The organism is Empedobacter sp. UBA5987 (assembly GCF_002429865.1).
In the GTDB taxonomy this organism is placed as follows: Bacteria; Bacteroidota; Bacteroidia; order Flavobacteriales; family Weeksellaceae; genus Empedobacter; species Empedobacter falsenii_B.
In genome coordinates this window covers 155,453-180,631 of record NZ_DJBB01000047.1, presented here as the reverse complement: position 1 = coordinate 180,631, position 25,179 = coordinate 155,453, and the positions used below count along the sequence as shown (strand labels likewise).

Below are 25,179 nucleotides of genomic sequence, written 5' to 3'. Positions count from 1 at the left end.
AATCCTGACAAATGAATATCAGGATTTATAATTATATGATGTAAGAAAATCTTAATCTAAAATTTTAAGCACTTTAGTTGTACGGGCTCTTGATGCTTCAACTAATTCAGCTTGTGCTAAATCTTCACCGTAAGAAGGGATCATTTCTTTGATTGCTTCGTTCCAGTTGTTTTTCATCAAGTCTGGGAAACATTGTTTCATTAAGTTCAACATTGCACTAACAGATGTAGATGCTCCTGGAGAAGCTCCTAATAAGGCAGACATTGTTCCATCTTGAGATGTTACGATTTCTGTACCAAATTTTAAAACTCCTTTTCCATCTTGTTTTTCGATTACTTGAACACGTTGTCCTGCAGTTTGTTCGAACCAATCTTCTAATTTAGCTTCAGGAAAATATTCTTGTAATTCTTCTACTTTTTTCGCTTTAGACAACATCACTTGTTCTACCAAGTATTTTGTTAAATCGATATTGTTTAATCCACAATTCATCAAAAATCCTACGTTTCCTAAGTTTACAGATTTGAATAAATCGCAATTAGATCCGTATTTTAAGAATTTTGTTGAGAATGTTGCAAATGGACCAAATAATAGAGATTGTTTTCCATCAATAACACGTGTATCTAAGTGAGGAACAGACATTGGTGGTGCACCAATTTTTGCTTTTCCATATACTTTTGCATGATGTTTTTTGATTACTTCTTCGTTTTGACAAATTAACCATTGTCCACCAACTGGGAAGCCACCAAATTTTTTCGATTCTGGAATTCCAGATTTTTGTAACAATAAAATTGCTCCTCCACCTGCACCAATAAATACGAAATCAGCATTAAGTGCTTTGTTATTTCCAGATTTTAAATCTTTTACTTTAACTGCCCATTTTCCGTTGCTAAGACGATTTAAGTCTTTTACTTCGTGTTCAGTTTCTAACGTGATTTCTTTTTTGTCTTGTAAACCTTTGAAAATTTGACGCGTTAATTCACCAAAATTCACATCAGTTCCCAAGTTCATATGCGTTGCCGCAACTTTTTCATTACCTTTTCTACCGTCAACAATTAATGGAGCCCATTCTCTGATTTTAGAAACATCATCCGAATATTCCATATCCTTAAATAAAGGATGCTGAGATAATTTTTCGTAACGTTTTTTCAAGAAATTTACATCGTCATCGCCCCAAACAAAAGACATATGCGGAGTAGGACGTAAGAATTTTTCTGGAGAAGAAACGTAATTATTTTCGACTAAGTAAGACCAAAACTCTTTCGAAGTTTCAAATTGTTTTGCAATATTAATTGCTTTATCAATGTTAACCACTCCATTTTTGTCCATTGGTGTATAATTCAATTCACAAAAAGCAGAGTGACCAGTACCTGCATTATTGAAAGCATCAGAGCTTTCAAATCCAATCTTATCTAATTTTTCGAAAACAGAAATCTTAATAGCCGGATTTATTTTTTTAAGAAGTATGCTTAAAGTAGCACTCATGATACCAGCACCAACTAACACTACCTCTTGAGGTTGTTTTTCCATTTCTCAAAAATATATTTACGTTGCAAAGGTATTAATAAATAGCCTTTTTTGCGAAATAATACGCAGAAAAAACAATGATTTTTTACATAAATTATTGTTTTGAGATAATTTGAATAGATTTTATTTTATAGAAAATTATTCAAACTCAGTTTTTCCAATACTTTCGATGTTGTCTGCTTGTGATAAATCTGCTTCAAAAGCTTTTTTGTTCACAACTGTAGTTTTTGAAATTTTATCGTGCCAACCATTTTCTCCTAAAAAAGTAAGAACATCAAATGGAATTATTCTACAAATACTTCTTGTAAAATAATCTTTCGTTGTAGGTGTAGAACCGTCAATCATCACAACTTTTGTTCCTGTAATAAATTTACCTAATGAACGTCCTTTGGTTAAAAACTCTGATAAAAAAATTAGTAAAACATAAAAAAAGGCTGTGATAACTCTATCAATCAAAGGATTTATATTTTCTAATTGATAAATAATGTCGCTTTCTGGATTAATGATCACAATAACAATTGCTATAAAACCGAAAAATAGCATCGTCAATAAAATGATTGATACATAATCTATAATAAAATTTAAAAAGCGCAATCCTTTGTTCGCTTTATGTTCGCCAACTTTGTAATCTTGGTACATAGTGTTTATGTGTTAATTTAGATGTAAATATATGATAAACACTAAATTTTTAAAATTATTTTATGCAGATAATTTAAGTCTAAATTTTATCCTCCATCCAACGTCTAAGATTAATGTAATTGGTATTTCTTCGCAACAAATTTTGATTGTCCGAATCTTTCAAAAAATCATCTAATTCTCTGAAAGCTTTTACTTTTTCATGTGGGTACAAATCATTCAATTCAATAAAAAATAAACTAATTTTTCGTGTAATAATATTACTATTTTTCATCTTTTTGCAGAATTGATGCGTTTTGTACGAATATGTATCCAATTCTTGATCATTCCCAGAATCATACAAATTCATCATAATCAAAACCAAGGTGTAAAAATGTAAATCTTCTTGAATTGACGCTTCACTATTGATTATTTTTTGACAATACTCGAACGAATTATCCCAATCTTTGTTTAAGAAATAATAGGCAGCAATTTTTAGATAAAGCACCAAAATATGATGATTATCGATTTTATGATGATGCGATTTAATTTCGCGTAAAATATCTTTAATCAAAAATGGACTAATATTTTCTTTCGGATTAATGAAAAAATAATTCAGTTTGCTATTAAATTTATTGATAAACCAAAGCGCTTCCACATTATCATTTTGAGGCAAAATCTCGTAAACAGATTCTAATTTATCAAACCAAAATTTAAATTCTTCAGAATTTTTTTTCAGGTATAAGATCTTTAATAAATATGAATTTCCTTTGATAAACCAAACAGGATGACTAAGAATTCGTTCTTTTTTCTCGTAAAATAACTCAACCCATTTTTTCGAAAATTCATAGGCAGAATGAAGGTTTTGCGTTAACATCGACAACCAAACATTTGCTTTATAAAACCACAATTTCTCTTTGAATTTTAATTTCTTAAAATCGATATTTTTTGTTTTCGAATCAAAGAAATTCTGAATTTTTTGAATTTCATCATCATCTTTTGCGTATCCATTCTCGAGCAAAATACTATACAATTTTAGCGATAAATTAGACAATTTACTTGCTTGTAAATTCTGTAAACTCAATTCCTCCGATTGTTCAATCAACTGATCTGCACGACCAGAAATACTTCGTGTAATGAATTGTGATTCGATAATTTTTTCGAGTTCTAAAATATCATAAGCAATGGCTTTTTCGTCAAAATCTAAGGCTTGAGTTTTGGCTTTGTCCAACATTTTTAGACTTTGTTTGTGTAAGCCTTTTTGATACAAAATCGTAGCAAAATCAAACTGTTCACGTATTTGCATACGCGAATTTTGTTGCGAAGGATTCATTCTCAAGCTAAACAAAATTTGTTTGTACAAATGCGCTTTTAGATTAGATAATTGTTGTTTCGTGGTAATTTTTTTCTTCAAAATAGCCGTTTCATCATATTCTTCCAACTTATCCAATGCTTCAAATAATAACAAAAATTTTGCATCTGCATTAATTTGCAGACGATTTACATAAAGTTTGAATTGACGTTTTTCGGAACGATTAAGTGACTTTATTAAACTAAATAGTGCGTCTTTGTTATGATTTGACATTGTAATTAAATTATATATAATGTATTGAAAATAAAATGATTATGATAAATATTTTAGCTTTAAGAATTGTAAAACCTATTTCAATTTGAAAATTTAAAGTTAGTACAATTTTAATTTTACATCACAATAACAAACAAAACTAATTGCAATGAGTGCTGAGAAGATTCAAATTTTTGATACGACACTGAGAGATGGAGAGCAAGTGCCGGGGTGTAAGTTAAACAAAAAACAGAAGTTAGAAATTGCGGCTCGATTGGACGAATTAGGCGTTGATATTATCGAGGCTGGTTTTCCAATTTCAAGTCCTGGAGATTTCGAAGCCGTAAATGCAATTTCAAAATTAGTGAAAAATGCCACAGTTTGTGGTTTAACTCGTGCAAACAAAAAAGATATAGAATCTGCAGCTAAAGCTTTACAATATGCCGTAAAACCAAGAATTCATACCGGAATTGGAACTTCGGATTCTCATATTATTCACAAATTTAATTCGAATCGTGAAGCGATTATCGAACGTGCAGTTGAAGCGGTTGCATATGCAAAAACATTTGTAGATGATGTTGAGTTTTATGCTGAAGATGCAGGAAGAACGGATAATGCTTTTCTTGCTCAAGTTTGTGAAGAAGTGATAAAAGCTGGTGCGACGGTTCTTAATATTCCAGACACAACGGGTTATTGTTTGCCTTTTGAGTATGGAAATAAAATTAAATATTTAAAAGATCATGTTCAAGGAATTGATAATGTGATTATTTCTTGCCACAATCATAACGATTTAGGTTTAGCGACAGCGAATGCAGTTGCAGGAGCTATAAATGGAGCACGCCAAATAGAATGTACAATTAATGGAATTGGTGAGCGTGCTGGTAATACGGCCTTGGAAGAAATCGTGATGATTTTTAGACAACACAAAGAATTGAATTTTTATACAGATATCAATGCTCAAATGTTAACAGAATTAAGTCAATTAACTTCTGAAACAATGGGAATGATGGTTCAACCAAACAAAGCAATTGTAGGATCGAATGCTTTTGCGCACAGTTCTGGAATTCATCAAGATGGTGTGATTAAAAACCGTGAAACATACGAAATTATCAATCCAGCAGATGTTGGAGTTAATGAATCCTCTATTATTTTGACAGCTCGTAGCGGGCGTTCGGCGTTAGCTTATCGTCTAAAAGATATCGGTTTTGATACATCTAAAAATGAATTAGATATTTTATATGAACAATTTTTAGAAATTGCAGATTTGAAGAAAGAAGTTGTTCGTGAAGATTTACTTGGATTAATGCATCAGTTTAATCAAACATCACAGAGAAAATTCGCATGAGAACATTATTCGATAAAGTGTGGGATGCCCATGTTGTCAGCCAAGTAGAAAATGGACCACAAGTGATTTATATTGATAAACATTTAATTCACGAAGTAACAAGTCCACAAGCTTTTGCAGAATTAGAAGCGAGAAATATTCCAATTTTTCGACCAAATCAAATTGTTGCAACTGCGGATCACAATGTACCAACGATTAATCAAGATAAGCCAGTTCGAGATCCATTATCAAAACAACAATTAGAGCAATTAGCGATTAATTGCGAAAAAAATAATATTACTTTTTATGGTTTAGGTCATCCGTATCAAGGAATTGTTCACATTATTGCGCCAGAATTGGGTGTTACGCAACCAGGAATGAGCATGGTTTGTGGCGATAGTCATACATCTACGCATGGAGCTTTTGGAGCAATTGCTTTCGGAATTGGAACAAGTCAAGTTGCACAGGTTTTTGCTAGTCAATGTTTGTTGATGAATAAACCAAAATCGATGCGAATTACAGTTAATGGAAAACTGAATCCAAATGTTCAACCAAAAGATGTGATTTTGTATATCATTTCTAAAGTTGGAACAAATGCAGGAACAGGTTTTTTCTGTGAATATGCAGGAGATGTTTTCGAGAATATGTCGATGGAAGGTCGAATGACAGTTTGTAATATGTCGATAGAAATGGGCGCTCGTGGCGGAATGATTGCACCAGATGAAACAACTTTTGCTTATTTAAAAGATAAACCATTTGCACCGAAAGGAGAAGATTGGGAGCAAAAAGTAGCATATTGGAAAACTTTACCAAGTGATGCTGATGCCATTTTTGATGAAGAAATAGAATTTGACGCTGCGGATATTTATCCAATGATTACGTTTGGTACGAATCCAGGAATGGGAATTTCGGTGAAAGACAGTATTCCTTCTAAAGATTCGTTAAGCGATAATGAAAAAGAATCGTTTGAAAAAGCGTTGAAATATATGGGATTCCAAGATAATCAATCAATCATCAATCATCCAATTGATTATGTGTTTATCGGAAGTTGTACAAATGCAAGAATCGAAGATTTGCGTGAAGTAGCAAATTATGTGAAAGGAAAACAGCGCAATGAAAATGTAACTGCGTGGATTGTTCCGGGATCGAAACAAGTAGAAAAGCAAGCGATAGAAGAAGGTTTGGACAAAATTTTTGAAGCCTCTGGATTCAGATTGCGCGAACCAGGTTGTTCGGCTTGTTTGGCGATGAACGACGATAAAGTTCCAGAAGGAAAATATTGTGTTTCGACTTCGAATAGAAATTTTGAAGGACGTCAAGGTCCAAATTCTCGTACATTATTAGCAAGTCCTTTGATTGCTGCTGCTGCTGCAATTCACGGAAAAATTGTTGATATCAATTAAAATTTACTCAAAATGGATTCAATCAATCAACTAAAATCATCGGCTGTTCCGATTAAAATAGAAAATATAGATACCGATCAAATTATTCCAGCTCGTTTTTTGAAAGCGATTAGTAGAGAAGGTTTTGGAGATAATTTATTCAGAGATTGGCGATTTAATCAAGAGAATGAAAAAATTGAGAATTTTCCACTGAATGATTCAAAATATGTAGGGAAAATATTAGTTGTCGGAAAAAATTTTGGTTGTGGAAGCAGCCGTGAACACGCAGCTTGGGCAATAAAAGATTACGGATTTGATGTTGTAATTAGTAGTTATTTTGCAGATATTTTCAAAGGAAATGCATTGAATAACGGAATTTTACCAATCGTTGTTTCAGATGAAATTTTAAATCAAATATTTGAGATAATCGATCAAAACCCTTCAACAGAATTTGAAGTTGATTTGGAAAATCAAACCTTGGGAATTCAAAGTCAATCTATCAATTTTGAGGTTGATTCTTATAAAAAAATCTGTTTATTAAATGGGTATGATGATATTGATTTCTTAATCAGTCAGAAAGACAAAATAGAAGCTTACGAACAAAATCATAAATCTTTACAAGATGAAAATGCATAAAATTGCTGTACTTCCTGGCGATGGAATAGGACCAGAAGTCGTTTCGGAAACAATAAAAATTCTGAAAGTTGTAGAACAAGTTTTCAAATATAATTTCGAATTTGAGGAAGCTTTGATTGGTGCAATTGCGATTGACGAAACGGGAAATCCTTTGCCTGATGCGACATTGCAATTATGTAAAGATGCAGATGCGGTTTTGTTTGGTTCTATTGGTGATCCAAAATATGACAATAATCCGAACGCTAAAGTTCGTCCCGAACAAGGTTTGTTAAAGCTAAGAAAGGAACTTGGTTTATTTGCAAATATCCGTCCAATCAAGGCTTACGAATCTTTGTTGGGGAAAAGTCCATTGAAACGTTCGCACATCGAAGGAACAGATATGGTTATTTTTCGTGAATTGATTAATGGAATTTATTTCGGAGAAAAATTTACAGCACAAGATGGTTCTCATGCGTATGATACGTGTTCGTACAACAGAAAAGACATTGAGCAAATTACACATTTAGCTTTTCAGGAAGCAATGAAGCGTCGCAAAAAAGTAACGTTGGTAGACAAGGCAAATGTGTTGGATACCTCTCGTTTATGGCGAAAAGTTGCGATGGATATTAGCCAAAAATATCCTGAAGTTGAATTAGATTTCTTGTTTGTTGATAACGCAGCGATGCAATTAATTATCAATCCAAAACAATTTGATGTGATTTTGACAGAGAATATGTTTGGTGATATTATTTCGGACGAAGGAAGTGTAATTGGAGGAAGTATAGGTTTGTTGCCTTCGGCTTCTATTGGTACAGAAAATGCATTGTTCGAGCCTATTCATGGTTCGTATCCACAAGCAAAAGGAAAAGGAATTGCAAATCCGATGGCTTCTATTTTGAGTGCCGCAATGATGTTGCGTTATTTGGGATTGGAAGAAGGAGCAAAAGCAATAGAAAATGCGGTGGGAAATGCGATTAATAATTTGATTGTAACTTCAGATTTAGATGAAACGAGCGATTATTCGACGTCTGTTGTAGCAAATTATATTGCGAAGATATTATTGAGCGATCATGATCATCATTCATATTTTAATTTTGAAAATGTATTGATGGGGAAATCGACGATTATATAGTTTTTATTATTTATGACTTAATGAAAAAGCCATTCAGAGTTCTGAATGGCTTTTTCTATTGTATTTTTATGAGTTGATGATTACATCATTCCTGGCATTCCACCTCCCATTGGTGGCATAGCTGGCTCATCTTTTTTAATTTCTGTAACAACCGCCTCAGTAGTAATTAACATACCTGCAACAGAAGCAGCGTTTTCTAATGCAACACGAGCGACTTTAGTTGGATCAATAACTCCAGCCTCGATCATGTTTACATATTCGTCAGTTTTTGCATTGTATCCGAAATCACCATTTCCTTCTTTTACTTTAGCAACAACTACAGAACCTTCTCCACCAGCGTTGTGAACGATTTGGCGTAATGGTTCTTCAACTGCACGCGTTACAATTTTAACACCTGTCGCTTCGTCAGCATTTGTTGTGTCAATTGTTAAGTTAGATAAAGCTCTAACGAAAGCAACACCACCACCAGCAACGATACCTTCTTCTACAGCAGCGCGAGTTGCGTGTAAAGCATCATCAACACGGTCTTTGATTTCTTTCATTTCAACCTCAGAAGCAGCACCAACGTATAATACAGCAACACCTCCAGCTAATTTAGCTAAACGCTCTTGTAATTTTTCGCGATCGTAGTCAGAAGTAGTTGTTTCTACTTGCGCTTTAATTTGGTTAACACGAGATTTGATTTGCTCAGCATCACCAGCTCCGTTAACAATAGTTGTATTGTCTTTGTCGATAACTACTCTTTCTGCAGTACCTAACATTTCTAAAGTAGCAGTTTCTAACGTAATTCCTTGCTCTTCAGAAATAACAGTTCCTCCTGTTAAGATTGCGATATCTTGTAACATTGCTTTTCTACGATCTCCGAATCCTGGTGCTTTAACAGCAGCAATTTTTAAAGAACCTCTTAAACGGTTCACTACTAAAGTAGCTAAAGCTTGACCTTCAACTTCTTCAGAAATGATTAAGAATGGACGACCTGATTGAGCAACTGGCTCTAATAAAGGTAATATTTCTTGTAAGTTAGAGATTTTTTTCTCACATAATAAGATGTAAGGATTCTCTAATTCAGCAATCATTTTATCTGCATTTGTTACGAAGTATGGAGATTGATATCCACGATCGAATTGCATTCCCTCTACAACGTCAACGTAAGTTTCTGTTCCTTTTGCTTCTTCAACAGTAATTACTCCTTCTTTTCCAACTTTAGAAAAAGCTTCTGCGATTAATGATCCAATAGTATCATCGTTATTTGCAGAGATAGAAGCAACTTGTTTAATTTTTTCTGATGAATCACCAACTTCTTGAGATTGCTCTCTTAAGTTAGCAACGATTCCAGAAACAGCTTTATCAATACCACGTTTTAAGTCCATTGGGTTCGCACCTGCAGCAACGTTTTTCAAACCTTCGCGAACGATAGCTTGAGCTAAAACTGTAGCAGTTGTAGTACCATCACCTGCAACGTCGTTTGTTTTAGAAGCAACTTCTTTTACCATTTGAGCACCTAAGTTTTCGATTGGATCTTCCAATTCGATTTCTTTTGCTACAGAAACTCCGTCTTTTGTTACATGTGGAGCACCGAAAGATTTTTCTAAAACTACGTTACGACCTTTTGGTCCTAATGTTACTTTAACTGCATTTGCTAATGCATCAACACCTCTTTTTAAAGCGTCTCTTGATTCAATGTCGAATTTAATATCTTTTGCCATTTTTTTTATAAGTTTTGTTGTCTTAAGTCTTAAGTCGAATATAATTAAAAATAAAAAAATAAGTTACTTTGTACTTAATACATTTTACTAATTACAACTAAATTTAGATGATTGCCAAAATATCAGCTTCACGCATGATTAAATAGTCCTTTCCTTCTAATTTTAATTCAGTTCCTGAATATTTTCCGTAAAGAACTTTGTCTCCAATTGCAACAGTTATTGGTTCATCTTTTTTACCATTACCAACTGCTACAACGATTCCTTCTTGAGGTTTCTCTTTTGCTGAATCTGGGATAATAATTCCTGATGCTGTTTTAGTTTCTGCAGGAGCAGGCTCAATAACCACTCGATCTGCTAATGGTTTAATGTTTAATTGTGACATATTTGTATTTTTATTTTAATAATTGATGGTTTTAAATAAACGAAAAACGTGCCAACACACAATTTCTGCCATTATGGATAAGTTAATTTCACTCCTTAAAACAAAAATGCCAAGTTGTATGACAACTTGGCATTTAAAGTGATTTTTATGAATAATTATTTTTTGATAATCACTTTTTTCGTGAATTGTTCGTTACCTGCTTCAATCGAAACAATGTAAACACCATTTGATAAACTAGATAAATTAACTTGTTGAGATTTCGAAGAATTCAATTTGTTTGAGTAAACTGTTCTTCCTGCTAAATCTGTCACAGTAATTTTACCTGTTGTAAATGAGTTTGTAAAATCTAAATTGATTATTCCATTTGAAGGATTTGGAGAAATTGTCGCTAAATCTTTTGAATTGATCTCAGAAGTTGCCAATTTATCAGAAATTTCAAAATTTGAAGCATTTACCGCTAAGAAAACATTATCAATTGCTTTAATCATAATGCGCGCTTCTTTTGTTAACGAAACATTCGTTGGAACTGTGAAATCATATTTTCCATTATTTGGAACTGATTCAGCTAAAACATAATCAAATGTTTTTCCACCATCAACTGATAATAAGATTTTTACGTTTTGTGTATCAATTCCGTTTGCATCCGTTCCCGCAACATCCCAAGTAATTGTAGCAGGATAATTTTGTGTCCAATAATCAGTTGTCGCTTGCGAAGTCACTTTGAATGGTCCGAAATCTTTTGTAACAAGAACAACATTCTTACGATCAGTTTGACCTCCTTTAGGATTGTTATCTCTAACTAAAAGAGAGAATTTTAGCGTACGAGCAACGCTTGGAATAACTTCCCAGTTCATAGGAGCTGGATTTGTCTCTAAAGTTAATTTACCATCAACAATTGATTGTAAATTAGGGAAGTATCTGTATCCTACTGTAGTTGGATTAAGAGATCGAAATGTTGGTCCATTTTTATTAGTAGATACAGGAGGTTGCGTAGCTATTTGTATATCTGTTTGTTCCCAGTTGTATGTTATTGCATCTCCATCAGGATCAGTAGCTGTTGCTTCCAAAACAAAAGCAGTTGAGTGAGGAATGTTATATGACAATTTATCTAGAGCAATAACAGGCTCATTGTTTCCTGAATCAGTATTTACTGAACAACTTCCATTTGTAGAAGTAATAAAATTATATATATTACTAACACTTACAGTAGAAAAATAAGGGTCACTATTATTTTGTACATTAGGAGGACAAATACCAGCATAAGCCATAATGGTACTTCCACTACCAGGTTCAACAGCTGTAGCGCCTGAGCGATTTCCTCCACAAGAATTGTTAAAAGTATGTGGTGCTCCAAATTGATGTCCCATTTCGTGAGCTACATAATCGATATAGAAAGGATCATTTATAGGTGCTCCTAATCCAGTTACACCTCCTGCTTTAATTGTACTACAAGGACTTTGTAAGTAAGCTACTCCACCACCACCAGTAGAAAAAACATGGCCAATATCATAATTATCTACACCTATTTCTCTGTCTAAAACAATTTGATTTTCTTTTAGCATAGCACTTCCATTATTGTTGGTGTATTCATCTGATGTAATAAAAATAATTTTATCATTATTTTCCACTAGTTCCATTGTTACACCAAACTCTTTTTCATAAACACCATTTACACGAGTCATAGCTACATTTATAGCTGAAATAACAGCTGCTAGTTTTTCTTCATTGGTACCAGATGATAATCCTGCTCTATTTACATGGTATCTAGAGTACTCTATAGTTGTCGCTAAAGCTAAACGGTATTTTCTCATTTTACCATCAATAGCAGTTTTATTCGTAGGTATATCATTTGTGATTTGATTGATTAATTTCTGTTGATATACATCATCTGTATGACAAGAAAAATTAATATTATCATCAACATTTTTTCTACTATATGAAATGTAAGTTGACAAATCTTCTGTATAAGCATCAATATAAGAAATATCGTGACCTTTCTGTATCATTGCACTAAAACCGTGATAAGGAGAATAACTAAAACGGATTGTAGCTTTTCCATCAACAGATTTCCCTACATAAGATTTAATCGTGTTATATTTCTCTTGTAATTTAGGCGCCATAATAGATGCTTCTTCAACAAGATATTTTGTTATTTCTCCATTTTCATTCGGAATGTTTACTAACTGAGCATTATTATTCCCTTTGTTGGCAATAGAATTTAAGTCATTAAGTAAACTTGTAACATCTAATTTAAATAATGTAAATTCTTTAGGAACAGTTGATCTTTCAACTAAATTAGTAGGTTGAAAATTTTTATTTTTCAATTCTTGCCAATGATTACTTTGCGCAAAAACCGAACTTCCTCCCATCAGAAGAGATAAGATAATAAATTTTGTTTTCATAAATTTCAATATTCTAGTGTTAAATAATTAATTTCTTTAGGTATTTCTATAAAAAATAAGTTGATAGATTTATCAGCTTCATCTTTATATTGATGTAGTTTTAAAATGTTTTTTTTAGAAGAACTAGTTAATTCTGAGATTTCGTAACGATCAATATCTTCTTTACAAATAACTGCAATATTTTTATTTGAGAAGTCAATTATTTCTAATGGAGCGTTTCGTTGTCCTGGAATAATTAATGACGTTTGAAATTCATCAAAATCTTTCATATTTGTAAAAACTTTTACTTCATTTTTACATCCTTTTCCATCAAATGCAGTTCTAAAAATATTTAATTCATTCATAGAAATAGTTTTTAAAACTTTTTGGTGACCGCATCCGATAAAAAATAAAGATATTAATAGTATAAAGAAGTAATAGTGTTTCATATTCAGTGTTTAGGACTAAATTATGAATAAATATTCAATATAAGGCATTAAAAAACGAGAATCATTCGATGATTCGCGTTTTTTGATTTATTTTCTTATCAAAATTACTTCGCTGGTTGAGCTGGTAATTGATTTTGACTTGCTCCGTTTGCAGCAGGTTGCGTTGGTAAATTATTAGCCGGTGCCGTAACATTTGGCTTAATTGGTTTTATCGCATTTGGATTTTCATGCGAAGCACTTGCTCCAATAATCAATACGATTACAGCGATAAATAATCCCCAAGTTGTGTTGTCTAAGAATTTATTTGTTCTTTGAACTCCAAACATTTGGCTTCCTCCGCCACCTCCGAAAGTAGAAGATAATCCTCCTCCTTTAGGGTTTTGAGATAATACGATTAGTACTAATAATACACATAAAATCATGATAATAATCATGAAAAACTGAAATAGTCCCATTTTATTATTTAGAGTTTTTTAAATTTTCAATTTCTTTAATTCGATTTGCAAATAAACTATTTTTTTCTGGATATTTCAAAATTAATATCTTATAAGCTTTAATTGCCTTATCATATTTTTTTTGCTCAATATAAATTTGAGCCAAAGTTTCGGTCATCAAATCCGAATATTCTTCCGTATTCTGAACGAAATTTGATGGTGTGTTGACTGGTGTAATATCCGTTTTTTTCATCGGAACGATTTTCGGATTTTTTTCCAAAAAGTCATCAATCAACTTGTATTTTATTTCTCTTTCTGCAATTTCTTGTTCTTCCTCAATCTCTTGTTGTGTTTTTGATTGAGAAGGAACTTTCTTCAACCAATCTGAAAAAGAAAACGTCGATTCATCCGAATTATTTTCAATGATCTCTACTTTTTCTTCAATCATTTCAGGTTCAGATTCTTCAATTGCTTCAGCATTTTCAGACAATCCTTCTACAATTTCTTCTTCCTGATTATCTTCTATTGTTTCAATTACTTGCTGAGGTTCAGATTCAAAAATTTCAATTCCAGAAGTTTGTTGAACAGCATTTTCTATATCATTTTCAGAAGTCAAATTTTCTTCTTTCGAATTATTTTCTACCACAACTTTATTCGTGATTTCAGCAACTTCGTTCAATTCTTCATCCGAAATAATATCAACCACATGATCTGTTCTCAATTCCGATTCTTCTGTATCATTTTCGATCATTTCGTCCACAATATCTTCATTAATTTCATCAGAATTTATGTCAGAAACAACTTCAATTTCTTGGTTTGATTCTTCTTTTTCTTCAATGATTTCATCAACAACTTCAACTGTTTCGTTATTGTTTTCGATGATTTCTGAAGTAGAATTTTCTAAAATAGGTTCAGAAATAAATTTGTTTTCAGCTAATTCTTCCACTTTTTCTTCTACCATTCCAGGAGAAATAGTTTCAGTTTTTGTTTGAATTTCTTTCTGAATTGATTCCGAATTGATGTAATGATACAAATCGACACGATTGCTGCTGTGAATTGACGTTTTGTTCAAATAATCCTCAAAAGAAGGATGATTTTCCTTTTTCAAACCATAAAGTAACAATGCACGCAATGTGTAGAAATACGGATATTTTTCTACTTCTTTTTTAAGAAGTGGAATGTCCGATTTCTCAACTTCGTACGGATGTGCTACTAAATATTCAATTCTGGTCATTGCTCAAATATAAGGTTATTTTTTTACCAATCCATCGCAATAGACGCAAAAACTTGGTCGCGAATATCATCAATAATTAAAGGAACAATTGACGATTCTACAGCGCTTAACATTGCATTTCCGTCATATAATTGGAAAGCAGAAAATGTTCTGTCATAACTTTTTGATTCGTCTTTATTGTTGATGTATCGAACTTTTACATAAATTGTCAAACGGTTTTTTGCTGCAATATCATTCGATTGAATTGCTTCTGGAACAACATCGTATCCCGTAATTTCACCTTCGATAATTAAGTCAGAATTTTCGTTTGAGTTTAACTTCAACTTCGTTCTACTTCTAAAAATATCTTGAATCGCAATCGTTAAATCTTGACTCAAAGTAGGATTTTGTTGAGGTGCGTAATTCGGGAAAGTTGCCACATAAATTGTGTTCCAATCTGGTTGAATTGCTGCTCCCGAAAGTGAATATTTTATACATCCTGTTAAACTAAAAATAGCAAAAATACTAAGGATGAATAGTTTTATTTTGTTCATATTACAAATGATATTGTTTGATTTTTCGGTACAATGTTCGCTCAGAAATTCCCAATTCGTCAGCCGCCATTTTACGTTTTCCTTTGTGTTTTTCCAACGCCAATTTTATCATTTCCTTTTCATTATCTTGCAACGAAAGAGATTCTGGTTCTTCGATTGGACTTACGTCGTATACATCGTTCGAATAATCGTATTGCGATTGTTGATAATTTGGTGTAATTGGAGCAGATTTCGTTGGAACCAAATTATATTGACTTGGCACAAAATCTTCTTCTGGTTCGTTTTGATCTTGATAAACGCGCTGAATCAATTCTTGTGTATTGCCATTAAAATCTTCAACATCTTTGTGTTTGATTAAATCTAATGTTAAAGCACGTAAATCGTTCAAATCTTTTTTCATGTCCAATAAAACTTTGAACAATAATTCACGTTCCATAAAATCAGAAGAACTTCCATCTTTCGATTTATTTGTTACCGTCAACATTGTTGAATTATTGGGTAATAATTCCATGATTTTTTCTAACGAAATCACACGGTCTTTTTCCACAACAGAAACTTGTTCAGCAAAATTTCTTAATTGACGCACATTTCCCGGCCAAGGATAATTCGCAATATAATTTTGGGCTTCTGGAGAAAGCTCAATATGCGGCATTCTGTATTTATTTGCAAAATCTGAAGCAAATTTTCGGAACAATAAATTAATATCTTCCTTACGCTCGCGCAAAGCAGGAATATCAATTTGAACTGTATTTAATCGATAATATAAATCTTCACGAAATTTACCTTTTTCAACAGCTTCTTTCAATTTTACATTCGTTGCAGCAACAACACGAACATTTGTTTTTTGAAGTTCCGAAGAACCAACTTTCATAAATTCACCCGACTCTAAAATACGCAATAAACGCACTTGTGTAGCTAAAGGCAATTCACCAACTTCATCTAAGAAAATAGTTCCACCATCTGCTACTTCAAAATAACCTTTACGTGTTTGTGTAGCGCCTGTAAAAGCACCTTTTTCGTGTCCAAATAATTCAGAATCGATTGTTCCTTCTGGAATCGCACCACAGTTCACTGCAATATAATTGTTGTGTTTGCGTGCAGATTGATTGTGAATAATTTTCGGAATAAATTCTTTACCTACACCACTTTCTCCGATAACAAGAACAGAAATGTCTGTAGGTGCAACCTGAATCGCCTTTTCTAAAGCACGATTCAAGGCTATATTATTTCCAATGATTCCAAAACGTTGTTTGATAGTTTGTAAAGAATCCATTTTTTTATTTTTTAGGTTTTTGAAAAATGATCTATCAAATTTCAATTATTGTCTTATTAAAACCGTCATTTCGAGTAAAATTTTTTAGAGTTTGTATCGAAAATAAGGTTTTAAACTATTAAAATTCTATTCTCGATACAATTTTTAATCATTTCATTTATAAAAATCACTCGAATTGACGAATTTTATTTTTAGTATACAATTGACGGATTGATTGTTTATCCTTCTATCATTTCACCAATCAAAGTAGCCGTTGTACAGCTATTTGCTTTTACGTTTACAAAATCTCCTATTTTAGTTCCTTCTACTTTAGGGAAAACTAAAACCGCGTTTTGTGTATTACGTCCGTACCAGAAATTTTCGTCACGTTTAGAGTTTCCTTCAATCAAAACTTCATGAGTTTTTCCAACATAACTATTCATACGCTCTGCAGAGTGTTTTTGTTGCATTTCGATGATTTCTTGTAAACGACGTTTTTTATCTTCTGGTAAAACATCATCAGGCATTTTTTTGTGCGCTGGCGTTCCTGGACGCTCAGAATAAGCGAACATATAACCGAAATCATATTTCACATATTCCATTAACGATAATGTATCTTGATGTTCTTCTTCTGTTTCGCCACAGAAACCTGCAATCATATCGTGAGATAAAGCACAATCTGGAACGATACGACGAATTTTATCAATCAATTCGAAATATTCTTCACGAGTATGTTGACGATTCATACGTGCTAAGACAGTGGTAGAACCCGATTGAACAGGTAAGTGAATGTATTTACAAATATTTTTGTGTTTCGCCATCATTTGCAATACGCCTTCTTCCATATCTTGTGGATTAGAAGTTGAAAAACGTAAACGAATGTTAGGAAACTGCGTAGCAACCATGTCTAATAATTGAGCAAAATCTACAGCAGTCGCTTTCTGAATATCAGTTGCATTTTTGAAATCTTTTTTTGGTCCTCCACCATACCATAAATATGAATCGACATTTTGACCTAAAAGTGTAATTTCTTTATAACCAGATTCTGCTAATTCTTTACACTCATTCAAAATTGAGTGCGGATCACGAGAACGCTCACGACCACGTGTAAAAGGTACAACACAGAACGTACACATGTTATCACAACCACGAGTAATCGTAACGAAAGCTGTAACGCCATTTCCTCCTAAACGAACAGGAGAAATTTCTGCGTAAGTTTCTTCTTTTGATAATTGTACATTTACCGCATCACGACCATCTTCTACATCGTTGATTAAGTTTGGTAAATCGCGGTAAGCATCAGGTCCAACAACGATATCAACTAAATGTTCTTCTTCAAGAAATTTATGTTTCAAACGTTCCGCCATACAACCCAAAACACCAATTTTAAGACTTGGATTTTGTTTTTTGATTGCGTTTAAAGTTCCTAAACGTTTACGAACAGTTTGTTCAGCTTTTTCACGAATAGAACAAGTGTTTAAAAGAATTAAATCTGCTTCGTCAACTTTTTGAGTGGTTTGATAACCTTCGTTATTTAGAATAGATGCAACAATTTCACTATCCGAGAAATTCATTTGACATCCGTAACTTTCTAAGAATAATTTCTTTGTTGCATTACGAGTAGGAGCAGTCATCAAAGCCTCTCCTTGTCTTGCTTCATCTATATGTTTTTCTTCTGTATGCATTCTAAAATGGATATTTTATCGTGCAAAAATAATAAATCTATGTGACATATTGGCAGTAAAATTTTCTTTTGCATTTTATTAACATTTTGTAGATTTGAGGAAATCTAAAAAAATATAAAACTATGGATGATAGAATTAGACAAAGAATAGAAGAAATTAAACAACGAGGAGTAAATATAAACGTTGGCGATATTTTTTCAAAATCATGGGAAATTTTTTCAGGAATCGCTTTATATGCAATTCTTGCAATTGTAATAACATTCGCAATTAGTTTCATGATTAATTTCTTCTTAGGATTAATCATTTCAGCACCAACTATGGTTATTAATGATCCATCTGATTTAAATGAAGTGTTTGCAGAAGCATCATCTCCTTTAGCGTGGGTGAGTAATATTGTTAGTATTGTAGTTGCAGCAGCTTTAGCACCGATTACAGTAAGTATTTTGACAATGGCTAAAAAATTTAATAAACATCAAAATCCTGATTTTTCAGATTTGTTTGTTCATTATAAAGATGGAAAATTTGGTGTGATTTTTACAACATATTTAGCTGTTCAATTTTTAGGATTCATAGGTATTTTATTATGTATTGTACCTGGATTTATTTTCTATGTTACATCAATACTAGCAATTCCTTTTGTATTGTTTACAAGTTTTACTACAACGGAAGCTATAAAATCAAGTGTAAGTATTTTATTTAAAAACTTCGGATCAGCATTTGTTTTTTGTTTGGCTTGTTTTGGAGTTGCAATTTTAGGCGTACTTGCTTGTGGAGTTGGATTATTAGTAGCAATGCCTCTAATTTATATTGCTACATATGTTTTATATGAAACAGTTATAGGAACAGAAGACAATGAACAATCAGAAATAGACCAAATAGGAACAGATATTTACAAGGATAATCCTTACATGAAATAGACAAAATTATGAAGCAGTTGAAAATCATTTTTGGCTGCTTCATTTTTTTGTTATTAATTTTGCAGAAATTTTTTAAGAAAACAATATGTCTAAAAATCTCGTTATTGTTGAGTCCCCAGCAAAAGCTAAAACCATTCAAGGTTTTTTAGGTGATGATTTTATCGTGGAATCAAGTTTTGGTCACGTGGTCGATTTACCAAAGAAAGGAATGGGAATCGAAATCGAGAATCATTATAAGCCAATATACGAAGTAACACCTGATAAAAAGGAGGTTGTAAGTAAACTGAAAAAATTGTCTTCGAAAGCCCAAACAATTTGGTTAGCATCCGATGAGGACCGCGAAGGAGAAGCAATTTCTTGGCATTTGTATCACGTTCTTGGATTAGAAAAGAAAGATACAAAACGTATTGTTTTTAATGAAATTACAAAAAAAGCGATTCAACGTGCGGTAGAAAATCCACGTCAAATTGATGAGAATTTGGTTGATGCACAACAAGCTCGTCGTGTTTTGGACAGATTAGTTGGTTTCGAAATGTCGCCAATTTTATGGAAAAAAATCAAACCAGGCTTATCTGCAGGTCGTGTTCAATCAGTTTCTGTTCGATTAATTGTTGAACGTGAAAAAGAAATTCAAAATTTTGTTCCAGTTTCGTCATATAAATTCATTGCAATTTTCGAAACAAATGAGGGAAGAACATTAAAAGCAGTTTTAACAAAAGAATTTTCTACGTTAAAAGAAGCCGAAGATTTCTTAGAAACATGTGTTGGAGCAGATTTTAAAGTAAATGATTTACAAAAGAAACCAGCAAAGCGTACACCTTCAGCACCATTTACAACATCAACTTTGCAACAAGAAGCATCTCGTAAATTAGGTTTTTCAGTTTCAAGAACGATGCGTGTCGCACAACAATTATACGAATCTGGACATATCACATATATGAGAACAGATAGTGTGAATTTGTCTGATGATGCATTAACAGCAGTAAAAGCTGAGATAGAATCTGCTTACGGAAACAAATATGTTGAGATAAGAAAATATAAAAACAAAAATTCATCTGCACAAGAAGCGCACGAAGCGATTCGTCCAACGCATTTCGAAAATCATTCAATAAATGCAGACGATTCTATGCGAAAATTGTACGAATTAATTTGGAAACGTACAGTTGCTTCTCAAATGGCAAATGCAGAATTGGAACGAACTATTATTGATATTGATAACAACAAAAACAACTTTATTTTCCAAGCGAAAGGAGAAGTAATTGTGTTTGATGGTTTCTTAAAAGTATATCAAGAATCGTTTGACGACGAAGATGCTGATGATGATAAAGTATTATTACCAAGTGTAAAAGTAAATGAGCAATTGAAAGCAGATGAAATAAACGGTACTGAACGTTTTTCTCGTCCTTCGGCTCGTTATACAGAAGCATCTTTGGTAAAAAAATTAGAAGAATTAGGAATAGGTCGTCCATCAACTTATGCACCAACGATTTCTACAATCCAGAATAGAGGCTATGTGGAAGTTGGGGAATTGGATGGTCAAGAACGAAAATATAATACCTTAACGCTAATCGATAATCAAATCAAAAAAGTTCAACAAAAAGAAATTTTTGGAGCTGATCGTCGCAAATTAATGCCAACTGATATCGGAATTGTGGTAAATGATTTCTTGGTTGATTATTTTACGAATGTGATGGATTACGATTTTACAGCGCGTGTCGAAAATAGTTTTGATGATATTGCGGAAGGTAAATTGAATTGGACAAAAATGATTGATGAATTTTATACGAAATTTCATCATGTTGTAGAAGATGTTCAAGAAAATGCTGATCGTGCAACTGGAGAACGCGAATTAGGAATTGATCCTGTATCGGGTAAAAAAGTGCATGCACGTATTGGACGTTTTGGGCCAATGATTCAGATTGGTGAAGCAGAAGATGAAGAAAAACCTCGTTTTGCAAGTCTTCAAAAGCATCAATCTATTCATAATATTACCTTAGAAGAGGCAATGAAATTGTTCGAATTACCAAAAACTTTGGGTGAGTATAAAGCGCACGAAGTAGAAGTGAATATTGGACGTTTTGGGCCTTATGTGAAATTTGATGATAAATATATTTCGATTCCGAAAGAGGAAGATCCAATGGATTTATCATTTGATCGTGCAGTAGAATTAATTGAAGAAAAATTAAAAGCTGATGCACCGATTGCACAATACGAAGGGTATGATGTAACAAAAGGAAAAGGACGTTTTGGACCATTTATCAAATGGAATGAATGGTTTATTAATGTTCCAAAAAAATACGATTTCGATCATTTATCTCAAGCTGATATTATCGAATTGATTGAAGATAAAAAACGTAAAGAATCTGAACGTGTGGTACGCGAATGGGCAGAACAGGAAATTCGTTTGGAGAAAGCACGTTGGGGACGTTATAATTTGATTCAAGGAAAAGTAAAAGTTGAGCTATCGAAAGAGACGAATCCAGAAGCGTTGACTTTGGCTGAGGTTAAAAAATTAATAGAAGCAGCAAAACCTAAAAAGAAAGCGCCAGCAAAAAAGACAACTGCGAAGAAAACGACAACTAAAAAAACAACGACTAAAAAGTAATGTATAACGACTTTTTAAAACCCGTTTCTGAAGAATTACAAGATTTTGCTAAATCTTGTAATTCTTTTGCGTTAGGACAAGCTATAAAATTTCGCGAAGATGTGATCGAAATCGATGAAAAATCGAACGATAAAATCGCGATTATTGGTGTGACAGAATCTCGTTCGAAACAAAAAGATTTGATCGAAGATGTAGATTTTAGCCTTGTTCGTACACAATTGTACGAAATGCAAATGGGAAATTGGTCGATCGATTTGTACGATTTTGGTGATGTTGTTTTTTATGATGATAAATCCGAAACCGAAAAAGTTTTTAGAGAAGTTACAAACGGATTAATTCGTGATGGATACGTTGTTGTTATTTTGGGTGGAAATCCAAGTTTAGGTTATCAACAATATCGTGCGTATGATGAAATTGTTGATAAAGTTTACTACTTAACAATCGATCATAAATTACGATTAGGAAAAGATGAAGCGCAAACAACGGAGAATAATTATTTAACAAAAATTATTTCTAATGAGCCTTTCAATTTATTGGATTACACAAATATTGGTTTTCAAACATATTTCGTGGCGCAAGAAAAATTAGATTTGTTAGATCAGTTAAATTTTGATGCTATTCGTTTGGGTGTGATTTCTGAAAATGTAAAAGAAATAGAACCTTATTCGAGAGATGTAAATGCGGCTTTGCTTAATTTATCGAGTTTACAAGGTTCGGATTTCTCTTCTTCAAAAAATATGACGCCAAATGGATTTACTTCGCGCGAAATTTGTGCGTTGACAAGATATTTAGGTTTCAGCAATAAATTGACTTCACTTTACGTTTGTGATTATATCGAAAATTATAAAAAATTAGATCATCTATTAATTTCGCAGATGATTTGGTATTTTATTGATGGAAAAAATCACCGTCCAGAGATAAAAAGTTTTGACGATACACAATATTTTGAAAAAATTTTTGTTCCTACAGAAGGATACAATTATATTTTTTACCGAAATGTATTAACCAATCAATTGTGGATAGAAGTTGATAACACTGTTGATGGAGAGCGAAAATTTGAAATTATTCCGTGTTCAGAAAAAGATTACGAACAAGCCCTTAATGGTGATATACCAAATAGGTGGTGGAAATATTTCAAAAAATTTTATTAAAAAATAAAGAACAATTTTAAAAATCAATTAATAAATTGCCTTAATTTGTAGCCTTATTAATTGAGAACTAAAAGTATAAAACCTGTATAAAAATAAATCTATAACAGAATGAATAGAATTTTGGTAAGTGCATTGTTGCTATCTCTTTCTTTATCATCATGTAAAATGTTGAAAAACAGAGGGAGTAGTGATAGAAATGATGGACAAATAGTTTCGAAAACATCTTCGGCTTGGACGCCAGTTCGTCCAAAGGGAATGGTTCCGATTCCGAGTGGATCGTTTGTTTTAGGACAGACCGATTACGATTTTACAAAAACAAATGATGCTCCAGTAAAAACGGTTACTGTTACAGGTTTCTTTATGGATGATACAGAGATTACAAACTCTGAGTATCAAATTTTTGTAAACTACGTAAAAGATTCTATCGCTCGTACTGCTTTGGCTAACAAGGCAGAAACTTTAGGTTTTGATCCAATGAATCCTTCAACTGAGAACGATGGAATTGGAGCTTATGCTTACGTTTCGGGATCTGCAGATGGAGAAGGAACGCCATATGACGAATATTTAAAAAATAGTAATACAGGTCGTGATGGTCAATCTTTAGATGCAAAGAAATTAAATTGGAAACAGCGCTTGGAGTGGGATAAATACAAATATCCAGATGTAGATTATGCTGAGGTTATGGAAGGATTATATTATCCACCAGAAGAGCGTATGAATGGAGAAAGACGTATTGATACGCGCAAATTAAACTATTCTTATGTGACAGTTGATCAAACTGCTGCAGCAAAAAAACGTGGTACTTTCCGTGTAGATTTTCGTAAAGAATTTAGTTTAAATATTTATCCTGATACAACAGTTTGGGTAAGAGATTTCAACTATTCTTATAATGATCCAATGCACCAAGATTATTTTTGGCACAAAGCTTACGCAAATTATCCTGTTGTAGGTGTTAACTGGAATCAAGCAACTGCTTTTTGTGATTTCCGAACGAGATATCATAACACAGCATTGAATAATAAAAAGAAAAGAGGAAGTCAAGTAAAAGTAATTAGCTACCGTTTACCAACAGAAATTGAGTGGGAATACGCTGCGAAAGGTGGATTAGAAAACGCACCTTATCCTTGGGGAGGTCCTTACTTAACTGATGATAGAGGATGTTATTTAGCGAATTTCAAACCAAAACGTGGAGATTATTTAGAAATCAACGATGGTAAGAAAACAGGTTATATGTATACAGCTCCTGTAAAAACATTCAAAGCGAATGGATACGGATTGTATGATATGGCTGGTAACGTAGCTGAGTGGACAAGTTCTCCTTACAACAGATCATCTTACACAATGTCTTCATCACTTAATCCGTCAATTACAATGTCTGGAGAAGTAAACAGAAGTGTAAGAGGAGGATCTTGGAAAGATGTTGGATACTTATTGATGGTATCATCTCGCGATTGGGAACACAAAGATTCTGCAAGAAGTTTCATCGGATTCCGTACAGTACAATCTTTCCCAGAAGGATCAAAAGTAAATTTTAGAAAAACCAAATAACCTATTAATAAAATAATTTAATAAAAAGCACTCTTATGGCAGTACAAGCTTCAAAACAAGAACGTCTTACAAATTTTTTGTATAATTTCTTTGCCGCAGTAGTAATTATCGGGGCATTATGTAAAATTACACATACGAATATAGGACCAATATCAGCCAATTTAATCTTAACAGTAGGTTTAGTAGCTGAAGCAATCGTCTTCTTATATTCAGCATTCTTCGATAAACCAGAAGGAAGCTACGAATGGGAAAAAGCTTATCCAGAATTATTAAGTGGTGAGCCAGTACAAAGAAAAACTGCTGCTGTTGCAACTGCAGGAAATAATTTAACTGCAGAATTAGACAAAGTATTAGCAGATGCTAAATTAGACAAAGAAGTTTTCGAAAGATTACGTGGTTCTTTAGACAAATTTGGTTCAGCTGTTAACGAATTAAACACAACAACATCTGCTGTCGCTTCAACAGAACAATATAGTAACGAAATTGCAAAAGCATCAACTAACATCAGCCAATTAAACGCTGTATATGCTGAGCAAATCGTAAATAGCCAAAAACAAGTAGAATTAAATAAACAATTTATCGAAGAAATGCAAAAATCTTCAGGTAGTTCAGAGCAATTCTTGAAAGAAATGCAAGAGCTTTCTGCAAACATTAATGCATTAAACAAAGTATACGGAGGTATGCTTTCTGCAATGAAAAATAACTAATCGTTGTACGATAAATTAAACTAATTATTCATTAATTCT

Annotated in this window: 21 protein-coding genes; 9 read left to right on the top strand and 12 right to left on the bottom strand. The window is 32.8% G+C overall.

From position 1 onward, the window contains the following. Positions 1 to 51: 51 nt before the first annotated feature. The 3 genes from mqo to B3J26_RS07785 form a co-directional block, all read right to left on the bottom strand. Entirely contained in the window at positions 52 to 1,527 is a 1,476-nt protein-coding gene (mqo, locus tag B3J26_RS07795) for a malate dehydrogenase (quinone) (RefSeq protein ID WP_280045235.1), read from the bottom strand. A 135-nt stretch (positions 1,528 to 1,662) separates the two neighbouring features. Beyond that, the gene (locus B3J26_RS07790; protein ID WP_125349635.1) at positions 1,663 to 2,163 is read right to left on the bottom strand and encodes an RDD family protein; all 501 of its coding nucleotides are present in this window, start codon (positions 2,161 to 2,163) and stop codon (positions 1,663 to 1,665) included. Positions 2,164 to 2,242: 79 nt separating this feature from the next. Beyond that, positions 2,243 to 3,724 carry a hypothetical protein gene (locus B3J26_RS07785; RefSeq protein WP_291074048.1) on the bottom strand — a complete coding sequence of 494 codons (1,482 nt, stop codon included), beginning with the start codon at positions 3,722 to 3,724 and terminating at the stop codon, positions 2,243 to 2,245. Positions 3,725 to 3,872: 148 nt separating this feature from the next. On the opposite strand from B3J26_RS07785, the gene B3J26_RS07780 reads away from it, so the two are divergent. Genes B3J26_RS07780 through leuB form a run of 4 tightly spaced genes read left to right on the top strand, consistent with a single transcriptional unit; the run spans position 3,873 to position 8,156 of the window. Further along, entirely contained in the window at positions 3,873 to 5,048 is a 1,176-nt protein-coding gene (locus B3J26_RS07780) for a 2-isopropylmalate synthase (RefSeq protein WP_221855341.1), read from the top strand. Next, positions 5,045 to 6,430, top strand: coding sequence for a 3-isopropylmalate dehydratase large subunit (leuC, locus tag B3J26_RS07775; protein WP_221855339.1), 1,386 nt, complete (start codon positions 5,045 to 5,047; stop codon positions 6,428 to 6,430). Before B3J26_RS07780 ends, leuC begins: the two co-directional genes overlap by 4 nt. A gap of 12 nt (positions 6,431 to 6,442) precedes the next feature. Further along, on the top strand, positions 6,443 to 7,045 hold the full coding sequence (gene leuD, locus B3J26_RS07770; RefSeq protein ID WP_019975022.1) for a 3-isopropylmalate dehydratase small subunit: 603 nt from the start codon (positions 6,443 to 6,445) through the stop codon (positions 7,043 to 7,045). Next, entirely contained in the window at positions 7,032 to 8,156 is a 1,125-nt protein-coding gene (leuB, locus tag B3J26_RS07765) for a 3-isopropylmalate dehydrogenase (RefSeq protein ID WP_291074047.1), read from the top strand. The genes leuD and leuB overlap by 14 nt, the downstream gene beginning before the upstream one ends. 80 nt (positions 8,157 to 8,236) lie before the next feature. Here the strand turns inward: leuB and groL are convergent, their stop codons facing one another. The 9 genes from groL to miaB form a co-directional block, all read right to left on the bottom strand. Then, on the bottom strand, positions 8,237 to 9,862 hold the full coding sequence (groL, locus tag B3J26_RS07760; RefSeq protein ID WP_125349630.1) for a chaperonin GroEL: 1,626 nt from the start codon (positions 9,860 to 9,862) through the stop codon (positions 8,237 to 8,239). 103 nt (positions 9,863 to 9,965) lie between these two features. Further along, positions 9,966 to 10,244, bottom strand: a complete 279-nt coding sequence (locus B3J26_RS07755) for a co-chaperone GroES (RefSeq protein ID WP_125349629.1) — start codon at positions 10,242 to 10,244, stop codon at positions 9,966 to 9,968. 155 nt (positions 10,245 to 10,399) lie between these two features. Then, complete coding sequence (locus B3J26_RS07750) at positions 10,400 to 12,646, bottom strand: reprolysin-like metallopeptidase (RefSeq protein ID WP_291074045.1); 2,247 nt, start codon at positions 12,644 to 12,646, stop codon at positions 10,400 to 10,402. Between the two features lie 5 nt (positions 12,647 to 12,651). Continuing rightward, positions 12,652 to 12,990: a hypothetical protein gene (locus B3J26_RS07745; RefSeq protein ID WP_115001712.1), complete on the bottom strand. Its 339-nt coding sequence runs from the start codon at positions 12,988 to 12,990 to the stop codon at positions 12,652 to 12,654. 188 nt (positions 12,991 to 13,178) lie between these two features. Then, positions 13,179 to 13,529, bottom strand: a complete 351-nt coding sequence (secG, locus tag B3J26_RS07740; RefSeq protein ID WP_038332909.1) for a preprotein translocase subunit SecG — start codon at positions 13,527 to 13,529, stop codon at positions 13,179 to 13,181. A 4-nt stretch (positions 13,530 to 13,533) separates the two neighbouring features. Then, positions 13,534 to 14,742 (bottom strand): tetratricopeptide repeat protein, encoded by a 1,209-nt coding sequence (locus tag B3J26_RS07735; RefSeq protein WP_291074044.1) that lies wholly within the window; start codon positions 14,740 to 14,742, stop codon positions 13,534 to 13,536. A gap of 23 nt (positions 14,743 to 14,765) precedes the next feature. Continuing rightward, positions 14,766 to 15,275 carry an LptE family protein gene (locus tag B3J26_RS07730; RefSeq protein ID WP_115001709.1) on the bottom strand — a complete coding sequence of 170 codons (510 nt, stop codon included), beginning with the start codon at positions 15,273 to 15,275 and terminating at the stop codon, positions 14,766 to 14,768. A gap of 1 nt (position 15,276) precedes the next feature. Continuing rightward, positions 15,277 to 16,548 carry a sigma-54 interaction domain-containing protein gene (locus B3J26_RS07725; RefSeq protein WP_125349624.1) on the bottom strand — a complete coding sequence of 424 codons (1,272 nt, stop codon included), beginning with the start codon at positions 16,546 to 16,548 and terminating at the stop codon, positions 15,277 to 15,279. Between the two features lie 218 nt (positions 16,549 to 16,766). Further along, positions 16,767 to 18,212, bottom strand: a complete 1,446-nt coding sequence (miaB, locus tag B3J26_RS07720; RefSeq protein WP_125349623.1) for a tRNA (N6-isopentenyl adenosine(37)-C2)-methylthiotransferase MiaB — start codon at positions 18,210 to 18,212, stop codon at positions 16,767 to 16,769. Positions 18,213 to 18,334: 122 nt separating this feature from the next. Here miaB and B3J26_RS07715 point away from each other — a divergent pair, with 122 nt between their 5' ends. The 5 genes from B3J26_RS07715 (at position 18,335) to gldL (ending at position 25,140) form a co-directional block, all read left to right on the top strand. Then, positions 18,335 to 19,129, top strand: a complete 795-nt coding sequence (locus tag B3J26_RS07715; protein ID WP_125349622.1) for a hypothetical protein — start codon at positions 18,335 to 18,337, stop codon at positions 19,127 to 19,129. Positions 19,130 to 19,214: 85 nt separating this feature from the next. Further along, positions 19,215 to 21,734: a type I DNA topoisomerase gene (topA, locus tag B3J26_RS07710; protein ID WP_291074043.1), complete on the top strand. Its 2,520-nt coding sequence runs from the start codon at positions 19,215 to 19,217 to the stop codon at positions 21,732 to 21,734. Further along, the gene (locus B3J26_RS07705; RefSeq protein ID WP_221856107.1) at positions 21,734 to 22,885 is read left to right on the top strand and encodes an arginase family protein; all 1,152 of its coding nucleotides are present in this window, start codon (positions 21,734 to 21,736) and stop codon (positions 22,883 to 22,885) included. The genes topA and B3J26_RS07705 overlap by 1 nt, the downstream gene beginning before the upstream one ends. A 108-nt stretch (positions 22,886 to 22,993) precedes the next feature. After that, entirely contained in the window at positions 22,994 to 24,433 is a 1,440-nt protein-coding gene (gene gldK, locus B3J26_RS07700; protein WP_221856105.1) for a gliding motility lipoprotein GldK, read from the top strand. A gap of 35 nt (positions 24,434 to 24,468) precedes the next feature. Beyond that, positions 24,469 to 25,140 carry a gliding motility protein GldL gene (gldL, locus tag B3J26_RS07695; RefSeq protein ID WP_038332928.1) on the top strand — a complete coding sequence of 224 codons (672 nt, stop codon included), beginning with the start codon at positions 24,469 to 24,471 and terminating at the stop codon, positions 25,138 to 25,140. Positions 25,141 to 25,179: the final 39 nt, after the last annotated feature.